Genomic DNA, 15,592 nt, shown 5'->3' on the forward strand with positions numbered 1-15,592 from the left:
ATCCGCGCTTTCTACAAGAAAGACAGAAAGCACTTACTCATGACAACTCACGTCAATATGGAGGAGACCCGCTCTGCGCGCTTTGCCATGCGCTGCGCCAGCTGGGCGGAGAAGTGGTTCCCAGATTCCTGGGTGTTTGCCGTGGTCGGCATCTTCATCGTGGTGCTGGCAGCGTTTGCCATTGGTGCGCCGGTGCAGGAAACCAGCAAGGCCTTCGGCAAGGGCTTCTGGAGTCTGATCCCCTTCACCATGCAAATGGCTTTTGTGGTGATTGGCGGTTATGTGGTGGCCAGCTCCAAGCCCGCATCTGCACTCATCAAGGCGCTGGCCCGCGTGCCCAAGACCGGTCGTGGCGCCGTGGCCTGGGTGGCGTTTGTGGCGCTGAGCGCCTCGCTGCTGAACTGGGGGCTGAGCCTGGTGTTCGGCGGTCTGCTGGTCAAGGAACTGGCACGCCGCACCGACATCAAGATGGACTACCGCGCCGCCGGTGCCGCCGTCTATCTGGGTCTGGGTGCCGTGTGGGCGCTGGGCATTTCGTCTTCGGCAGCGCAGCTGCAGGCCAACCCTGCCAGCCTGCCTCCCGGCATTCTGGCCATTACCGGCGTGATTCCGTTCACGCAGACTATTTTCCTCTGGCAGTCCGGCGTGATGCTGGGCGTGCTGATGGTGATCTCCATCGTCGTGGCTTACATGACTGCACCCGGTGAGAAGACCGCGCGTGATGCGGCCCAATGCCAGGTCGACCTGGGCACAGAAGTCGTGCAGGAAGTCAAAAAGCCCAGCCGCCCCGGTGAATGGCTGGAATACAGCCCCATTCTCATCATCTTGCTGGTGGCGCTGACCGTGGGCTGGATGGTGGAGGAGTTCTCGAGCAAGCCTTTCATTCAGGCAATCTCTGGGCTGAACACCTACAACCTGCTGTTTCTCATGGCCGGTGCGCTGTTGCACTGGCGCCCCCGCAGCTTTCTCGATGCCGTGGCACGTGCCGTGCCCACTACGACCGGCGTGCTGATCCAGTTCCCTCTGTACGGCGCGATTGCGGCCATCATGACGGACGTCAAGGGTGACGGCGGTGCCAGCATTGCCCACCATATCTCCACCTTCTTCACCAGCTTTGCCACGCATGACACCTATGCACTGCTGATGGGCACCTACTCGGCCGTGCTGGGCTTCTTCCTGCCCTCGGGCGGTGGCAAGTGGATTGTGGAGGCCCCCTATGTGATGCAGGTGGCCAATGATCTGCGGTACCACCTGGGCTGGGCCGTGCAGATCTACAACGCTGCTGAGGCTCTACCTAATCTGATCAACCCCTTCTACATGCTGCCGCTGTTGGGTGTGCTGGGCCTCAAGGCGCGTGATCTGATCGGCTTCAACTTTGTGCAGTTGCTGGTTCATGCGCCCGTGGTGCTGTTCCTGTTATGGTTCCTGGGTCAGACCCTGAGCTATATCCCCCCTGTAATGCCATGACCGAAACCGCCGATTTGCCATCTACCGAAGTGAACCCAGAGATCAGCGCCCGTACCCGCAAGGCTCTGGCTGAAGCGCGTGAGCGCGGAGTCAAGCTGGGCACGGCCGGCGCGGCCAATATCCGCGCCACGGTGGAAAAACGTAAATCGGCGGCCGATGCCTTTGCCAGGCAGCACGAAGCGCTGTTCGCCGAATTGCTGCAACAAGGTCTGACCCACCGCGCCATGGCGGCTGAACTCAATGCACGGGGCATTGCGGCCGCCAAGGGCGGTGAGTGGACCCATGGGCAAGTGCAGCGCATACTGAACCGCTACGCGGACTGGAAGGCTGCCGAGTCGATCCAGGCCTGAGGCCGTCATGCCGATCAAAAAGCCGTGCTGCGTTTGCTGCACGGCTTTTTTGATGGAGGTCGGGGACGAATGAGTCAGGCAATGTAGAGCAAGACCGCAACGCACAGCTTATGCACCATGCCGGGTGACCGCTTTCTGCCTTGTGGCAGCCAGTGCCAGCAAGCCCAGTACTATCAGCGTCAGACCATAGCCATAGGTGGTGGGCACCAGCCCCAGGCTCTGGGTCAGCAGGCCTGCGGCGATGGCAGGCAGGCTGAAGGCCAGATAGCTCAGCACATAGATGGTGGACAGCAGGCCGCCGCGTTCATGTGGCTCGGCCAGCGGCAGCACGCTGCGCAGCGCCCCTTGGAAGCTCACGCCAAAGCCCGCACCGGCAATGATGGAGGCGGCCACCATCAGCATCAGGCTGTGGCTGGCCACGCCCAGCAGCAGTATCACGATGCCCAGCGGCAGAACCGAGCCACCGAAGCGCAGCATGCGCTGGGCCGTCCAGTGGCGCAGCAGCCAGATGGCCGCCGCGGCACTCAGGGTGTTGATGCACACGGCCAGGCCTGCCATCAGGGTGGAGCCGGTGATCACACGCAGCAGGGTGGGGCCTAGCGACAGATAAAAGCCCGCCAGCGCCCAGGCGGCGATATCCAGCGGTGCCATGCGCAGGAAGGCCGGGCGGATATGCGCGGGAAGGCGGATGCGAGGGCGCATGGAGGCCAGGGCTCCGCTGCGGCGGCTGACGGTTTCAGGCATCACGGCAATGGCCCAGGCCGATGCCGCAAAGACCAGCAGCAGCCACCAGTAGATCTGGTGCAAGCCGTCATGGCCGTGGCTGGCCAGCTGGTTGGCGCCGAACACGCCGGCTGCCATACCCAGCATGGGAGACAGCGTATTGATCAACGCACCGCGTTCACGGTCCAGATCGAGCAGGGCCGCGCCCAGGGCTGCGCTCGCCATGCCGGTGGCAAAACCCTGCACCACACGCGACCAGAGCAGAGCCTGCGCATCCTGTGCATGGGCGAACATCAGCATGGAGACCGCCTCCAGTCCCAGGGCGGCAAGAATGACGGGGCGCCGGCCCAAGTAATCGGACAGTGCGCCCATGGTGAGCAGGGCGACGAGCAGACTGAAAGCATAGACCGCGAAGATCAGGGTCAGCATGCCCGAGGAAAAGCCCCAGGCCTGCTGGTAGAGCCTATACAAGGGCGTGGGAGCGCTGGATGCCGCCAGAAAGCTGGCCAGGGTCAGGGCGACAGCAGCCATATTGCGGGTGCTGGATACCGCAGTCAGGGATACAGAGGATGTGGACATGGAAAAGCTGGCTCCGCTACCATAAAAGCAAATTTTTTGCGTTTGCGTATTCTGCGTTAATTCATCATTAACGCAAATATTTAGCTTTAATGACCATGATTGCAAAAGACCCAGTCCAATCCCGGCCGGGCGGGCGCAGCTCCCGTGTACAGGCCAGCGTGCATCAGGCGGTGAGGAAACTGCTGGAGCACATGCCGCGCGAGGAGCTGACCTTTCCCCTGATAGCCACCGAGGCCGGCGTGACGCCTTCCACGCTGTATCGCCGCTGGGGCGATCTGCCGCAGTTGCTGGCCGATGTGGCGCTGGAGCGCATCCGTCCCATTGCCGAACCTGCGGACACGGGCAGTCTGCATGGCGATCTGCAGGCCTGGACCGAGCAATACATCGAGGAAATGGGCTCGCCTCTGGGGCGCACCTTGCTGCGCGATACCTTGGTGGCAACCCAGGAAGACCAGGTGACCTGCGCCTGCGTGGACATCATTCGCGACCAGCTTGGCATCGTGCTGGGCCGGGCCCGCGCGCGTGGCGAAGAGGCTCCCGATGTGGAAGCTATGCTGGATCAGCTGGTGGCACCCATCGTCTATCGCATTCTTTATGGTCTGCAGCCCGATGTGGCGTTTGGACGCAAGCTGGTCGAACAACTGGTGCCTGAGCAGGTCTGAGGCGCTTGCCCTAGAATCGCGGCTCACAGGTGCCAAGGGGCGCCTGCCCGCACAAGAGGCTCTCACCCTTGCTTTCGACAGCGTGTTCACGCTCGATTTCGATGTTCTGTCAGACCATGGTTGTTCTAGGGGCCCAGCGCGGGAGGCTCCGATGCAACCTGGAGCACTGTCATGACTTCATCTCTCCATCCCCAGGCGCGGCGCGCGCTGACGCGGGACTACAAACAGGCTTTTCCCGCCATGGGCATCTACGCGGTGCGCTGCGATGCCGCTGACTTGTTGCGCCTGGGGGCCAGCCGTAACGTGGACGCAATACTCAACCGCCTGAGGTTCGAGCTGAGCAATGGCTCCCGGCGCGATGCGGCACTGGCCCAGGCCTGGGCTTGCCATGGCGCACAGGCATTTCGTTTTGAGGTACTGGACCGCGTGAAGGAGCGCGACGACCCCTTGTTCGACTATGACGCCGAACTTCAGGCCCTGCTTTCCCTGTGGCAGCAAGAGCTGCAAGGGGTACAGCCATGAGCAGTGAAACCGTGAATGCCATGTGTTCAGGCCAAGCGCTGCACGGTGGTGCTGCAGCCATTGATCCGTCGGTTTCGGCCATGGGGGCCGGTTCTGTTTCCGGATTCGTTTCGCCGCAGGCCCTGGTCGACGAACTCAAGGTGCGCGCCCGCGTGCGCCTGAACCGCGCGCGGCGCGAGGGTGCTGCGGGCTCGGCCTCATTGCGCGACCATTTGCATCAGGCGGCGCGCGAGGTCGGCTTTGCCGGCTGGGAGCAGGCGCGTCGGGTGCTGGGAGTGCTGGCAGCACCGGGTGATGACATGGGCAGCTTCTGGCATGTGCCGCGTAGCGGCATTCTTCTGCACATCTGGTTCAGCGAGTACGCACAGGCGCGCAGTGTGCTCGCACAGCAGGCGGATGGCTTTTTGCTGCCTTATCGGCGCCAGTGCTTCATCGTGCAAGCGCCATTCATCGAGGCTTTGGGCTTGAACCCGGCCGATCCGGCCTGGGTCGCCATCGGGCGAGATCTGGTCGCTGCCTATGGAACGCCTGCCTGGCGGGCCTTGGCCTGGCAGCGTCTGCATGCGCCTGTCGGAGCCTTCTGATCTAGCTCCGGAGTTTGAAGCGAAAAATGCGGGTCTGAAAGTGCTGAGAACCGGTTCCGTCCGGGATTTCAGGCAGGGTCTTCGGGAGTGGAGAACTGCGGTGTACGCCATTCCAGCAGCTCGGCCAGGCGCTGCACGATCCAGCCCGCCTCAGGCGCAGTGACGACCGAGCCCTCCGCGGCCAAGCCCGCATGCATGCCCAGCAGCACCTGTTCTTCGGAGGAGTTGCCCGAGTGATAGAGCGTCTGTGCCTGCTCGGTCAGATGGCTTGCCAGGTCTTCGCATAGCTCATAGCGTGCGACGACCTCGGCAATCGGTGCGGACAGCTTGCCGCTGCGCGTGCGAAACAGCTCTGCAAAGCTGGTCGGCGGCTGAATTTGGCTGGTGTCGTCCATGGCTTAGCTTGGTTCGAACAGGCGCTCGAAACGCTCTATGTCCACGGCCAGCTCGCAGGTAATGAGCTGGCCCGATTTGTTGTCGCGCTTGCGGTGGGCAGCAAACAGCGTGGCCTTGCCCTTGAAGTTGTAGTCGGGCAGGTGGATCAGCTCATAGGGATAGGGCACAAAGAGCTGGAACTCGAAAATCATCCGGTGCTCGTTGCGCGGAGAGGGGTACAGCGTGTACTCCGGCAGATTGATGGTTTGTGTGGCCATGGCCCAATGCTAATGCGCCAGACATGCCCATGCTGGCCTGCGACAATGCAGGCATGACCGAAGCACGTGTATCCATTCAGACCCGGGACTTTGACCTCTCTGCCGAGATTGCCGCCCTGCGCACCGGCGATGCGCGCGTGGGCGCGGTCTGCAGCTTTGTCGGCACGGTGCGCGACCGCAACGAGGGCGATGCCGTCTCCAGCATGGAGCTCGAGCATTACCCCGGCATGACCGAGAAGTCGATCGAGGCCATCATCGACAAGGCTGTGGCGCGCTTTGGCATCTATGGCGCGCGCGTGATTCACCGCATCGGCCTGCTGCAGCCCATGGACCAGATTGTGCTGGTGGCGGTGAGCAGCGCCCACCGCAGCAAATCCTTCGAGGCCTGCGAGTACATCATGGACTATCTGAAGTCCGAAGCGCCGTTCTGGAAGAAAGAGCAGACCGAGCAAGGCGCACGCTGGGTGGATGCGCGTGTCAGTGATGAACAGGCTCTGGCGAGATGGGCTACACCCTGAGTCGCTGACGCGCCTTCCCCCAAGGGAGACGACACCTGCGCGGCGGGTCGGTCCTTGCTTGGTGTCTCTGGCTCGTAGCCTGCTTGTTCCGGGTGCAAGGGTCTTGTCGCGCTGTAGAGTCAAAAAGCGCTATTGCGCTGATCTGTCAAGCGCAAACCGCTATGTCTTTTGTAGCTTCACGCCTTGCAGCCAGCGTGGCGGCCTGAAGACCAGCACATTGCCGGCCATCACCAGGGCCAAGCCCAGCAGTCCCACACCAGTCCATTCATAGCCTTCCACCACAGCCGAGATATTGAGCGCCACTATGGGAAACAGCACCGTGGCATAGGCGGCTTTCTCGGGGCCCAGTCGACCCACCAGTGTGAGGTAGGCAGTAAAGGCAATCACCGAGCCGGGAATGGCCAGATACAGCAGCGCGCCTGTGTATTGCGGGCTGGTGTCAAAGTGCCAGGGCAGACCGGCGATCAGCGCATACGCCACCAGCAGCAGCGTGCCGGCCAGCATGCCCCAGGCATTGGTGTGCAGCGGCTTGTAGCCCAGGCCCTGCAGCGATGCAGAAAGCATGTTCCCGCAGGAAAAACACAGCGTTCCACCCAGCGCCCACAACAGACCTTGCCAGCTGGCGTGCTGACCTTGTTGCAGCTCCGGCCAGAACAGAATCACCAGACCCGTCAGGCCCAGAGCACTGCCTGCGAGCACATTGGGCGCAAGCCTGCGGCCATAGATGACTCGCGCCAGAAATGCATTCCAGATGCTGGCACTGGAAAACACCACGGCAGCCAGACCGCTGGTCAGGGTCTCGCTGGCGTGCATGAAGCAGACAAAGTTCATGCTGAAAAGGCATAGCCCCTGGCCCAGCACGCGTGGAATGGCTGCGCCGCGGGGGACGCGCCACTGGCGGGTCAGCAGCAGCCAGGCAAAAAGCACCAGGGCGGCAAGACCAAAGCGATAGGCGATGGACAGCTCTACGGGTACGCTGCCCAGCTGCATCTTGAGAGCGATCCAGGTGGAGCCCCAGATCAGCACGACCAGGGCATAAAGAGGTAAAAGCATGGCAAGTCTTGGTGCTTGGAAGAACCAGATCTTGCGCGCCTGGATTGGCTCTGCATTGCACATTCCTGCGGTTTTGTGGCGCTGCAGCAAGCGCGGCCAGATGACTGGCGCCACAATGCAGGCATGCCCGCCAGCGTTGTATCCGCCCCTTCGCATCTGAGTCATGTACTGGCTCGGTCACGTGCCCAGATCAGGCGCAGAGCGGGTTTGAGCCAGTCGCTGGAATTGGCAATCTGGGCCAATCACGATGATGAGGTGCACTACCGCCAGCAAGGCCATCACACGCTGTCTGTCTATCTGACCGGAGGTCAGGGATCGCAACTCAAGGACGATGCACTGGCCCGAGGCGAAGCAGGGCGCTTTTGCGTTCTCCCGGCCGAGCATGAATCGCGCTGGCTGGTGCGTGAGCCTGTGCAGTTTCTGCACCTGTATGTTTCGGATATTGCCTGGGCCGGCCGTGTGGTGCGCCTGCTGGATGCCGAGCCGCGAAGCATTACGCTGACACCGCAGATTTATTCCCTAGACCCAATCTATGCGCAATGGGCCCAGTCGCTGTGGCGACTGGACTGGAGTGGGGCTCATGACATATGGCAGGCGGACTGCCTGAGCCAGCAAGTGCTGGACCGGCTGGTACTGCAGTCGGCGGCGCCCTGGCAGCGGCACAAGCTGCTGAAGCCGTTGGGTGGCCTGTCATCCACGGCCCGGCGCAAGGTGCTTGACTATGTGGAGGCTCATCTGGCCGACAGCAGAGCCCTGAGCTTGCCCGCGCTGGCGCAGGTCGTTGCCTTGTCCGAATATCACTTTGCCCGCATGTTCCATCAAAGCATGGGTTGCACCGTGCATGACTGGGTCATGCAGCGACGTCTGCAGCAGGTCTGCGCCCGCCTGCAGGGCAGCGCAGGCAGTGCAAGAAGACGCACGCCGCAGCTTGCATGGCTGGCCGCCGAAACGGGGTTTGCCAATGCCAGTCATTTGCTGCGCAGCTTTCGCAAGCACTATGGGCTTACTCCTACGCAACTGGCTCGGTGCTGGCGCGATGCTTGAACTTGATATACCGCAAGCAGGGCGGTTGCGGATCTGCTTTTTGCTGTTTTTTGCGCATTCGGGTCTTGAAACCCCCTGTTTGACTATCAGATAAATGGCAATGAATCTGATTGGAGCGAAAGCGACAAACCATGCGAATTGACAAACTGACGACCAAATTCCAAGAAGCCTTGGCCGACGCGCAGTCCCTGGCGCTCGGTGCTGATCAATCCACCATCGACCCTCTGCACCTGTTGGTGGCCATGCTGCGCCAGGACGACGGCCCGCGTGCGCTGCTGCAGCGCGCCGGCGGCAATGTGCAACAACTCAAAAACCTGGCAGAACAGGCCATGGCTGATCTGCCGCGCGTGCAGCAGCAAGGCGATGTGCAGGTCGGCTCCGAGCTGGCTCGGCTGCTGCAGGCCAGCGAAAAAGAAGCCCTCAAGCGCGGTGACCAGTTCATCGCCAGCGAGCTGTTTCTGCTGGCGCTGGCCGATGCCGCAGGCTCGGCCACGCGTGCCGGAGCCTTGCTCAAGCAAAGCGGCGTGAGCAAATCCAGCCTGGAAGCGGCCATCAATGCCGTGCGAGGAGGTCAGAACGTGGACAGTGCAGAAGCCGAAGGCCAGCGCGAAGCGCTCAAGAAATACACGCTGGATCTGACCGAGCGCGCCCGCAGCGGCAAGCTCGATCCCGTGATCGGCCGCGACGATGAAATCCGCCGCGCTATCCAGGTGCTGCAGCGCCGCAGTAAGAACAACCCCGTGCTCATCGGCGAGCCCGGCGTGGGCAAGACCGCCATTGTCGAAGGCCTGGCCCAGCGCATCGTGGCCGGCGAAGTGCCCGAGAGCCTGCAGAACAAGCGAGTTCTGTCGCTGGACATGGCGGGCCTGCTGGCCGGTGCCAAGTACCGCGGCGACTTCGAGGAGCGCCTCAAATCCGTGCTCAAGGAAATCGCACAGGACGAAGGCCGCATCATTCTTTTCATCGACGAAATCCACACCATGGTGGGCGCCGGCAAGGCCGATGGCGCCATGGACGCCGGCAATATGCTCAAGCCCGCGCTGGCGCGTGGCGAGCTGCATTGCGTGGGCGCGACCACGCTCGATGAGTACCGCAAGTACATCGAAAAGGATGCCGCTCTGGAGCGCCGCTTCCAGAAGGTCATCGTGGACGAGCCTTCGGTGGAGGACACGATTGCCATTCTGCGCGGTTTGCAGGTGAAGTACGAGGCGCATCACAACGTCGATATCACCGACCCCGCCATCGTTGCCGCTGCGGAGCTGAGCCATCGCTACATCACCGACCGCTTCCTGCCCGACAAGGCCATTGACCTGATCGACGAGGCCGCGGCCAAGATCAAGATCGAGATGGACTCCAAGCCCGAGGTGATGGACAAGCTCGAGCGCCGCATGATCCAGCTCAAGATCGAGCGCGAGGCCATGAAGCGCGAGAAGGACGAGGCTTCACAAAAGCGTCTGCAGCTGATCGAGGAAGAGCTCGAAAGCCTGGAGCGCGAGTACGCCGACCTTGAGGAAATCTGGAAGGCCGAGAAGGCCAGCGCCCTGGGGTCGGAGCAGATCCGCAAGGAAGTGGACCAGCTGCGCATACAGATCGAGGAGTTCAAGCGCAAGGGCGACTTCAACAAGGTGGCCGAGCTGCAGTACGGTAAGCTGCCGGCACTCGAAAAGCAGCTGCACGAAGCCCAGGCCAAGGAAGAGGGTCAGGACGGCGCGACGGCCAACAAGCTGCTGCGCACCCAGGTCGGAGCCGAGGAGATCGCCGAGGTGGTGAGTCGTGCCACTGGCATCCCCGTGGCCAAGATGATGCAGGGCGAAAAAGACAAGCTGCTGCACATGGAGGACAAGCTGCACGAGCGCGTGGTGGGCCAGGAGGAGGCGATCAGCGCCGTGGCCAATGCCATTCGCCGCTCGCGCTCGGGTCTGTCCGATCCCAATCGCCCCACTGGCTCCTTCCTGTTCCTGGGCCCTACGGGCGTGGGCAAGACCGAGCTGTGCAAGGCGCTGGCAGGCTTCCTGTTCGACAGCGAGGACCATCTGGTGCGTATTGACATGAGTGAGTTCATGGAAAAGCACTCTGTGGCACGCTTGATCGGTGCGCCTCCCGGCTATGTGGGTTACGAAGAGGGCGGCTACCTGACGGAAGCCGTGCGCCGCAAGCCCTATAGCGTGCTGCTGCTGGACGAGGTGGAAAAAGCTCACCCTGATGTCTTCAATGTATTGCTGCAGGTTCTGGACGATGGCCGGTTGACCGATGGCCAGGGCCGCACGGTGGACTTCAAGAACACCGTGATCGTGATGACCAGCAATATCGGCTCGCATCTGATACAGGCCATGGTTGGCGAGGATGCCGATGATGTGAAGGAAGCGGTCTGGGGGGAACTTAAAAACCATTTCCGACCCGAATTCTTGAACCGTATCGATGAAACCGTGGTCTTCCATGCACTGGATGCCAAGAACATCGAGGCGATTGCCAGGATTCAGCTGAAGTTGCTGGAAAGCCGTCTGCAGAAGATGGAACTGAGCATGCAGGTGTCCGAGCAGGCCCTGGCCGAACTGGCCAAGGTGGGCTTCGATCCCGTGTTCGGTGCCCGTCCGCTCAAGCGCGCAATCCAGCAGCGTATTGAAAACCCGCTGTCCAAGTTGTTACTTGAGGGGAAATTCCCGCCCAAGAGTACGATAGCTGTGACAGTCGACCCGGTGAATGATCCCGGGGTGTTCCGGTTCGAGTCCGCAGGCGCTGCCTGAGGACCTGAACCCTAGAAAGAGGTATTGCTTTGAACGATTTCGCCGCCACTGCAACCCGCTGGGCCGTCCGCATCATGCTGATGCTGGTGGGCCTGGTGTTTTTCCTGTGCCTGATGGCCGTGGCCTGCCTCATCGCCCTGGCCTGGGGTGCGCGCGCCCTGTGGGCCAGGCTCACGGGCCAGCCCGTGGTGCCCATGAGCATGGGTGCCATGAGCCCCTTTGCCGGCTGGCAGACGGTGTACCGCTCGGGGGCCGAGTGGATGGCGCAATCGTCGGGCAATGCTGATGCCAAGAAGGATGAGCGTGAAGCCCGCGGACGCCGCGGCGTTCTGCCCGGTGCCGGCGATGTGACCGATGTGCAGCCGCGCGAGGTGCACGAGTCGTAATGACAAGCGCTTACACAGGCTTCATACTTTGGAGCAGGTGAGGCAATAAAGGGCCGCAGGCTTGTTTCGCGGTCAACACACAAGAGCCTGTGCAGTGTTGCATCAGGCTCTTTTTTTACGCTGTGTTTACGCAGTCTCGCGGTATGGTCGGGACTGTGATCTTGGGATTTTCAGACAGGCATGAACTACATGGACTTGCACCGCATTTTTGACTTGCAGTACCAAGCCAGCCGTACGCAGGTCGATGTACCTTTGCTGGTGCGCCGGGAGAGACTGCTGCGTCTGCAGAAGATGCTGGACGAGAACGGCCCGGCTTTGTGCGCGGCGGTGGAGCAGGACTTTGGCGTGCGCTCCGAGCGCTGGACCGAGATGCTGGATCTGATGCTGGTGCGCAATATGCTCAGGCACACGCTCAAGCATCTGCCCAAGTGGAGCAAGCGTCAGCGCGTGCGCACGCCGCTGATGCTGCAGCCAGGCAAGGCTTGGGTGGAGCGCCAGCCTTTGGGCGTGGTGGGCATCATCTCGCCCTGGAACTATCCGCTGCAACTATCGCTGGCGCCGGCCATCACGGCTCTGGCGGCGGGCAATCGCGTGATGCTCAAGCCCAGCGAGCTGACGCCGCATACCTCGGCAAAAATGGGCGAGCTGGTCGCCCAGTTCTTTGCACCCGAAGAGTTCTGCGTGATCGAGGGGGACGTGGCCGTGGCCACGCAGTTCTCGGGTCTGCAATTCGATCATCTGCTGTTCACCGGCTCCACGGCCGTGGGGCGGCGTGTGGCGCAGGCGGCAGCCGTGCACCTGACGCCCACCACACTGGAGCTCGGGGGCAAATCGCCCTGCATCATTGCGCAGGACTGCGATATGCAGGCCGCTGCGCTCAAGGTGGCCTATGGCAAGCTGGTCAATGCCGGGCAGACCTGCATCGCTCCCGACTATGTGCTGCTGCCGCGCGGCAAGGAGCAGGAGTTTGCCGAGGCCTATCAGGCGGCGGTGCAGCAGCTGTACCCGCGCATCTCGGGCAACCCGGACTACACGGCCATCATCAGCAAGCGCCATCTGGCACGACTCAAGCAGATGCTGCGCCAGGCGCAAAGCCTGGGAGCGCAGGTGCACTGGATGCATGAAGCGGCTGCCCCGGCTGCGGACGGTGACACCACGGCCTGGGGCGAGGCCGTGGAGAGGCAGTTCGCTCCGGCGCTGGTGTTCGGCGCCACCGGCGAGATGCAGCTGATGCAGGAAGAGATCTTCGGCCCCATCCTGCCTGTGATCTCCTACGAGCATATCGAAGACGTGATCAATGCCATCAACGCCAGCCCGCGCCCGCTGGCGCTGTACTGGTTTGGCAACGACGAGGCCGAGCGCAATGCGGTGTTGATGCGCACCGTCAGCGGAGGCGTCTGTGTGAACGACACCTTGCTGCATGTGGCGCATGAGAACTTGCCATTCGGCGGTGTCGGCGACAGCGGCTGGGGGGCCTATCACGCAGAGCAGGGCTTTTTGCGCTTTGTGCACCAGAAGGCGGTTTTCGTGCAGTCGCGCTGGGCGGCGACTTCCCTGCTGTACCCGCCGTTCGGGGAAAAATTCGACCGGGTGATGGACTTCATGCGACGCTGGCTCTGAAGTTTCTTGGCCGTCGAACAGGGATTGAGCGCTTCGATGCTGTCGTGAGCGCTTGCCAGATTGTCATCAAATGTGACGCAAACCATTGATGGTTGCGGGCTTGCTGCTCTGCTTAGTGGAGCGCATAGCACATAGATTGCGCCATAGCAAGAAATTGCGAACAGCCGCAGTTGAGCAAATGGCTAACCACTGCACCGCGTGCCAAAACTCTGAATCTGTAGACAATTACGCCCTTCTATTCTTACATGTTTCCGCCCCGGTTTTTCCATGTCTAGTATCCAGGTCCGTCCCGCTACTCTTCGCGATGCAAAAGCGATTGCCCAGATCCATACTGCTTCCGCACTGGAGGCTTATCGAGGTCTGGTTCCCGATGATCAACTGAAGGCCATGTCCTCGGTTGAAAAGCGCCAGGCTTACTGGCGCGAAGCTATTGAATACTGTGAGCCACAGGTCCAGGTCGCCATTGACGGCGACAAGATCGTTGGCTTTGTCGGCTTTGACCGTTCCCGTGATGAAAAGTCCCGCCAGACCACCGGCGAGATCTGGGCTATCTATGCAGCTCCCTCGCACTGGAATCAAGGTGTTGGCGTTGCCCTGTGGGATGCCGCCCGAGATGGTTTGCTGGAAGAAGGCTGCACCAATGTGACAGCCTGGATTCCGCTGCGCAACGAGCGTGCCTTGCGTTTCCATGAAATGGCAGGCTTCAAGCGTGAAATGTCCACGGCCAAGACGGCTGTGATTGGCAGCATCAAGATTGAAGAAGTGCGCGTCAAGCGTCCTCTGAACGGCTGATCACAGCGTTCAGCACTCACTGAAAGACAGGCCGTGACGTCTCCCAACAGCAAGCTCGCGGCCTCAGTCTGCGCTCCCGCATCTGCTTTCGACCTGCTGCAATGGCAGGAGCAAGCCCAGGCCCATACGGCTTTGTGGCGCAGCGAAAGCAGCCTGCCCAAGCCCCGCCGCATCGAAGTTGCCGATGACACCATGCCCGCTGATACGGCGTTTCGCCATATCAGCGAAGGTGCGTCGCTGCTGTGGCGCGGTGATTTTCAGAATGCGCGTCAGTTGTTGCTGGCACTGGGCCGCCGGCTGGACAAGAAGTCGCGACGCAAGAGCCCGGCAAAGAGCCCTGCTGCAGCAGGCTTTCCCCATGCTTTTCATCTGTACCGCCAGTCCCAGGCCCAGCGTGCACGCATGTTGGCCAGCATTCTGATCGAGCTGGATTTGCAATGGCATTGCGCCTTGCGCCGGGCTCCTGACTGGAGTCAGGCCTGCTCCGAGGCCTGGGGCACAGTTCCGGCCGAAGTGCAAGCGCAGTCCGTGCTGGTGCCGCTGCGCGATCTGCTGGGGGTGGTCGGCGCCCATGAGTGGCGCAAGAAGGGGGTGGAGATTCCTGCCCTGGATGGCGCCCGCATTCATGCGCACTACGGTGTTTTCTCGCCCGTGCGCGGCGAGTATCTCGATCTGGTGGCGCGTGCGAGCATTCCCGCAGCCGGTATTCAACAGGCCTGGGATATTGGTGTCGGCACGGGCGTGCTCTCGGCATTGCTGCTCAAGCGCGGCGTGAAGTCGGTGGTCGCCACCGATACCAGCGAGCGTGCGCTGGCCTGCGCCTGCGAGAATCTGCAGCGCCTGGGTCATGCTTCCCGGGTGGAGCTGCAGCATGCCGATCTGTTTGCGCAAGGGCAGGCCGGTCTGATTGTCTGCAACCCGCCCTGGCTGCCGGGCAAGGCAGCATCGGTGCTCGATCAGGCCATTTATGACGAAGACAGCCGCATGCTGCGCGGCTTTCTGCAAGGGCTGGCGGCACACCTGCTGCCAGGTGGCGAAGGCTGGCTCATCATCTCCGACCTGGCCGAGCATCTGAAGCTGCGCACGCGTGACGAGCTGCTGGGCTGGATTGAAGCCGCCGGACTCAAGGTGCTGGGGCGTGAAGATGTTCGCCCGCATCATGGCAAGGTACAGGACCGAGAGGACCCTCTGCACATTGCGCGCTCTGCCGAAGTGACCTCGCTCTGGCGTCTGGCCAAGGCGGGCTGACAGCCAGGCTGCTAGGCCGCTGCGCCTTGCAGTTCCTGGCAGGATGGATCAGCGGCTTCCCCGTGCGCCAGCAGGGCGGCCAGCCTCTCGCGCAGCGAATGTGCGCGCTCTTCGCCTGCATATTCCTCTACCGCAGTCAGCAGGCTGATACCGGCGCTGCGCAAGCTGGTCAGGTCTCTGGCCTCGCGCAGCTGGGTGCGCAATGTCTGGGCCAGGGCCTCATGGCGGTTGGCAAACAGGCGCTCGCACATATCGAATAAATACATGCGCGTGCCCGCCATATTGATGGCTGGTGTCGAATCAGTGGCTTCTTCGGCTGGCGCCAGGGCTGGTGTGGCCGGGCTGTCTCCAACTTTGGCGAGAGGCGGTGCTCGATGAGTGGCCAGGCTGCGCTCTTTGGAGGCGCTGGTTGGCATCAGTTGAAGATATCCCTGTTCCACCAATTGCTGGGCCAGTGCGGCATGATCGCTGCCCAGCATGGCAGCAAGTTCTTCCATGCTCTTGCCGCCGGCCAGCAACAGCAGGGAGCGCGCGCGCTGCGGCAGCTGGCGCGATCCGGGCTGAAGTTCCTCCTGGGCCTTGGCGGTTTTCTGCAAAATCATGGCTGCTTCTGTCTGGCGCATTACAAGTGCGGATGCGCTATTGCA

17 protein-coding genes are annotated in these 15,592 nt (G+C 61.9%); 12 read left to right on the forward strand and 5 right to left on the reverse strand.

From position 1 onward, the window contains the following. The first annotated feature begins 39 nt into the window (after nt 1-39). Nucleotides 40-1,467: a short-chain fatty acid transporter gene (locus tag JAO85_RS04630; protein WP_202787593.1), complete on the forward strand. Its 1,428-nt coding sequence runs from the start codon at nt 40-42 to the stop codon at nt 1,465-1,467. Continuing rightward, nucleotides 1,464-1,817, forward strand: coding sequence for a recombinase family protein (locus tag JAO85_RS04635; RefSeq protein ID WP_003064321.1), 354 nt, complete (start codon nt 1,464-1,466; stop codon nt 1,815-1,817). Before JAO85_RS04630 ends, JAO85_RS04635 begins: the two co-directional genes overlap by 4 nt. A 108-nt stretch (nt 1,818-1,925) precedes the next feature. Here JAO85_RS04635 and JAO85_RS04640 read toward each other — a convergent pair whose 3' ends face one another. Beyond that, entirely contained in the window at nt 1,926-3,119 is a 1,194-nt protein-coding gene (locus tag JAO85_RS04640; RefSeq protein WP_052263683.1) for an MFS transporter, read from the reverse strand. A gap of 95 nt (nt 3,120-3,214) precedes the next feature. On the opposite strand from JAO85_RS04640, the gene JAO85_RS04645 reads away from it, so the two are divergent. The 3 genes from JAO85_RS04645 (at nt 3,215) to JAO85_RS04655 (ending at nt 4,887) form a co-directional block, all read left to right on the forward strand. Further along, nucleotides 3,215-3,781 (forward strand): TetR/AcrR family transcriptional regulator, encoded by a 567-nt coding sequence (locus tag JAO85_RS04645; protein WP_039049982.1) that lies wholly within the window; start codon nt 3,215-3,217, stop codon nt 3,779-3,781. A gap of 171 nt (nt 3,782-3,952) precedes the next feature. Continuing rightward, the gene (locus JAO85_RS04650; protein ID WP_012837293.1) at nt 3,953-4,303 is read left to right on the forward strand and encodes a GIY-YIG nuclease family protein; all 351 of its coding nucleotides are present in this window, start codon (nt 3,953-3,955) and stop codon (nt 4,301-4,303) included. After that, nucleotides 4,300-4,887, forward strand: coding sequence for a hypothetical protein (locus JAO85_RS04655; RefSeq protein WP_039049946.1), 588 nt, complete (start codon nt 4,300-4,302; stop codon nt 4,885-4,887). The genes JAO85_RS04650 and JAO85_RS04655 overlap by 4 nt, the downstream gene beginning before the upstream one ends. A gap of 68 nt (nt 4,888-4,955) precedes the next feature. On the opposite strand, the gene JAO85_RS04660 is transcribed toward JAO85_RS04655, so the two are convergent. After that, a complete protein-coding gene (locus JAO85_RS04660) occupies nt 4,956-5,282 on the reverse strand; it encodes a hypothetical protein (RefSeq protein ID WP_039049945.1) in 327 nt (108 codons plus the stop codon). A 3-nt stretch (nt 5,283-5,285) separates the two neighbouring features. Further along, nucleotides 5,286-5,540, reverse strand: coding sequence for a hypothetical protein (locus JAO85_RS04665; RefSeq protein WP_003057869.1), 255 nt, complete (start codon nt 5,538-5,540; stop codon nt 5,286-5,288). 53 nt (nt 5,541-5,593) lie between these two features. Here JAO85_RS04665 and moaE point away from each other — a divergent pair, with 53 nt between their 5' ends. Then, nucleotides 5,594-6,058 (forward strand): molybdopterin synthase catalytic subunit MoaE, encoded by a 465-nt coding sequence (gene moaE, locus JAO85_RS04670; RefSeq protein WP_202787656.1) that lies wholly within the window; start codon nt 5,594-5,596, stop codon nt 6,056-6,058. Nucleotides 6,059-6,217: 159 nt separating this feature from the next. On the opposite strand, the gene JAO85_RS04675 is transcribed toward moaE, so the two are convergent. After that, nucleotides 6,218-7,111: a DMT family transporter gene (locus JAO85_RS04675; protein WP_202787594.1), complete on the reverse strand. Its 894-nt coding sequence runs from the start codon at nt 7,109-7,111 to the stop codon at nt 6,218-6,220. A gap of 123 nt (nt 7,112-7,234) precedes the next feature. On the opposite strand from JAO85_RS04675, the gene JAO85_RS04680 reads away from it, so the two are divergent. From JAO85_RS04680 to JAO85_RS04705, 6 genes are all read left to right on the forward strand, one after another. After that, entirely contained in the window at nt 7,235-8,155 is a 921-nt protein-coding gene (locus JAO85_RS04680; protein ID WP_237734719.1) for a helix-turn-helix domain-containing protein, read from the forward strand. Nucleotides 8,156-8,286: 131 nt separating this feature from the next. Beyond that, entirely contained in the window at nt 8,287-10,899 is a 2,613-nt protein-coding gene (gene clpB, locus JAO85_RS04685; protein WP_034359764.1) for an ATP-dependent chaperone ClpB, read from the forward strand. A gap of 29 nt (nt 10,900-10,928) precedes the next feature. Further along, entirely contained in the window at nt 10,929-11,285 is a 357-nt protein-coding gene (locus JAO85_RS04690) for a hypothetical protein (protein ID WP_012837300.1), read from the forward strand. Between the two features lie 180 nt (nt 11,286-11,465). Further along, a complete protein-coding gene (locus JAO85_RS04695; RefSeq protein ID WP_003064341.1) occupies nt 11,466-12,905 on the forward strand; it encodes a coniferyl aldehyde dehydrogenase in 1,440 nt (479 codons plus the stop codon). A gap of 267 nt (nt 12,906-13,172) precedes the next feature. Next, complete coding sequence (locus JAO85_RS04700) at nt 13,173-13,697, forward strand: GNAT family N-acetyltransferase (RefSeq protein WP_034348967.1); 525 nt, start codon at nt 13,173-13,175, stop codon at nt 13,695-13,697. A 33-nt stretch (nt 13,698-13,730) separates the two neighbouring features. Then, a complete protein-coding gene (locus tag JAO85_RS04705; protein ID WP_202787595.1) occupies nt 13,731-14,945 on the forward strand; it encodes a class I SAM-dependent methyltransferase in 1,215 nt (404 codons plus the stop codon). Between the two features lie 11 nt (nt 14,946-14,956). Here JAO85_RS04705 and JAO85_RS04710 read toward each other — a convergent pair whose 3' ends face one another. Continuing rightward, the gene (locus tag JAO85_RS04710; RefSeq protein ID WP_202787596.1) at nt 14,957-15,568 is read right to left on the reverse strand and encodes a hypothetical protein; all 612 of its coding nucleotides are present in this window, start codon (nt 15,566-15,568) and stop codon (nt 14,957-14,959) included. Between the last annotated feature and the right edge of the window lie 24 nt (nt 15,569-15,592).

This window comes from Comamonas sp. NyZ500 (assembly GCF_016772095.1).
GTDB classification, from domain to species: Bacteria; Pseudomonadota; Gammaproteobacteria; order Burkholderiales; family Burkholderiaceae_C; genus Comamonas; species Comamonas thiooxydans.

What these genes read in the sequence shown, in the direction of transcription:
- JAO85_RS04645 (WP_039049982.1), top strand. Translation starts at nt 3,215, where the DNA reads ATGATTGCAAAAGACCCAGTCCAATCCCGGCCGGGCGGGCGCAGCTCC.
- JAO85_RS04695 (WP_003064341.1), top strand. Translation starts at nt 11,466, where the DNA reads ATGAACTACATGGACTTGCACCGCATTTTTGACTTGCAGTACCAAGCC.
- JAO85_RS04710 (WP_202787596.1), bottom strand. Translation starts at nt 15,568, where the DNA reads ATGCGCCAGACAGAAGCAGCCATGATTTTGCAGAAAACCGCCAAGGCC.
- JAO85_RS04700 (WP_034348967.1), top strand. Translation starts at nt 13,173, where the DNA reads ATGTCTAGTATCCAGGTCCGTCCCGCTACTCTTCGCGATGCAAAAGCG.
- moaE (WP_202787656.1), top strand. Translation starts at nt 5,594, where the DNA reads ATGACCGAAGCACGTGTATCCATTCAGACCCGGGACTTTGACCTCTCT.
- JAO85_RS04665 (WP_003057869.1), bottom strand. Translation starts at nt 5,540, where the DNA reads ATGGCCACACAAACCATCAATCTGCCGGAGTACACGCTGTACCCCTCT.
- JAO85_RS04655 (WP_039049946.1), top strand. Translation starts at nt 4,300, where the DNA reads ATGAGCAGTGAAACCGTGAATGCCATGTGTTCAGGCCAAGCGCTGCAC.
- JAO85_RS04640 (WP_052263683.1), bottom strand. Translation starts at nt 3,119, where the DNA reads ATGTCCACATCCTCTGTATCCCTGACTGCGGTATCCAGCACCCGCAAT.
- JAO85_RS04680 (WP_237734719.1), top strand. Translation starts at nt 7,235, where the DNA reads ATGCCCGCCAGCGTTGTATCCGCCCCTTCGCATCTGAGTCATGTACTG.
- JAO85_RS04660 (WP_039049945.1), bottom strand. Translation starts at nt 5,282, where the DNA reads ATGGACGACACCAGCCAAATTCAGCCGCCGACCAGCTTTGCAGAGCTG.
- JAO85_RS04675 (WP_202787594.1), bottom strand. Translation starts at nt 7,111, where the DNA reads ATGCTTTTACCTCTTTATGCCCTGGTCGTGCTGATCTGGGGCTCCACC.
- JAO85_RS04630 (WP_202787593.1), top strand. Translation starts at nt 40, where the DNA reads ATGACAACTCACGTCAATATGGAGGAGACCCGCTCTGCGCGCTTTGCC.
- clpB (WP_034359764.1), top strand. Translation starts at nt 8,287, where the DNA reads ATGCGAATTGACAAACTGACGACCAAATTCCAAGAAGCCTTGGCCGAC.
- JAO85_RS04650 (WP_012837293.1), top strand. Translation starts at nt 3,953, where the DNA reads ATGACTTCATCTCTCCATCCCCAGGCGCGGCGCGCGCTGACGCGGGAC.
- JAO85_RS04635 (WP_003064321.1), top strand. Translation starts at nt 1,464, where the DNA reads ATGACCGAAACCGCCGATTTGCCATCTACCGAAGTGAACCCAGAGATC.